2 protein-coding genes are annotated in these 942 nt (G+C 40.3%); both read left to right on the top strand.

The annotated features are described in order from the left end of the window. Positions 1–425 (top strand): helix-turn-helix domain-containing protein (locus tag M3234_RS28685; protein WP_262307920.1); only part of this gene is annotated, 425 nt, incomplete at its 5' end. A 68-nt stretch (positions 426–493) separates the two neighbouring features. Then, positions 494–942 (top strand): IS3 family transposase (locus M3234_RS28680; protein WP_262307919.1); only part of this gene is annotated, 449 nt, incomplete at its 3' end.

Raw genomic sequence — 942 nt, 5'->3', positions numbered from 1 at the left:
ATGAAATATCCAGTAGATCAGTGTTGAGAAAGTGGATAAAGAATTATAATGGTCATAGAGAATTAAAAGACACGCAAAGGATGAATAACTCTATGATCAAAGGTCGATCCACTTCACTTGAAGAACGTTTAGAAATTGTGATGTATTGTCTACAGAACGGAAAAAATTATCACCAGGCATCTGAACATTTTAATGTGTCCTACCAACAGGTTTATCAATGGGTGAAAAAGTATGAGAAAGATGGAGAGGATGGTCTCAAAGATAAACGTGGACAGCGTAAGGATGAGATTGAACTTACTCCCGAGGAGAAGATCCAGCGTGAAATGAAGCGGTTGGAGCGAGAAAATGAGCGTCTTCGAGCAGAGAATGCGTTCTTAAAAAAGTTAGAGGAGATCGAAAGGAGGCGTTTAAAGAAGCGTCCTTAAGCCAGACCCGTTTAACCGACAAATATGTAGCTATTCAGGAGCTTCATGAGGAAGAGAACTTTTCTATTGTGCTATTATGCGAGATTGCGAGAATTGCACGTTCTTCCTATTATAAGTGGCTTCACAGCACCCCTTCTGGTAATGAAAAGTGGAACGAGGAAATTCTTGAGGAGATAAAGAGATTGTATGAGAAAGTGGATGGTATATATGGTTACCGCCGTATGACAATGAACCTGAGCCGAATCTTTTTTAAGCCCATTAACCATAAACGTGTATATCGACTGATGAGAATCGCCGGTATCCAGTCGGTTATTCGACGTAAACGCAAAAATTATAAATCCAGTACTCCACAACATGTCGCGGAGAATGTTTTAAACAGGGATTTCAACGCAGAAAAGCCTAATGAAAAATGGCTGACAGATGTGACCGAAATGAAGTACGGGGCCTCACAGAAGGCTTATTTGAGTGCGATTTTAGATTTGTACGACGGATCAATTGTAAGCTATGTTTTGGGCAC

The sequence above is a fragment of the Neobacillus niacini genome, assembly GCF_023715785.1.
Classification (GTDB): domain Bacteria; phylum Bacillota; class Bacilli; order Bacillales; family Cytobacillaceae; genus Neobacillus; species Neobacillus niacini_E.
The sequence above is the reverse complement of the archived record's forward strand: the minus strand, read 5'-3'. Positions and strand labels throughout refer to the sequence as shown.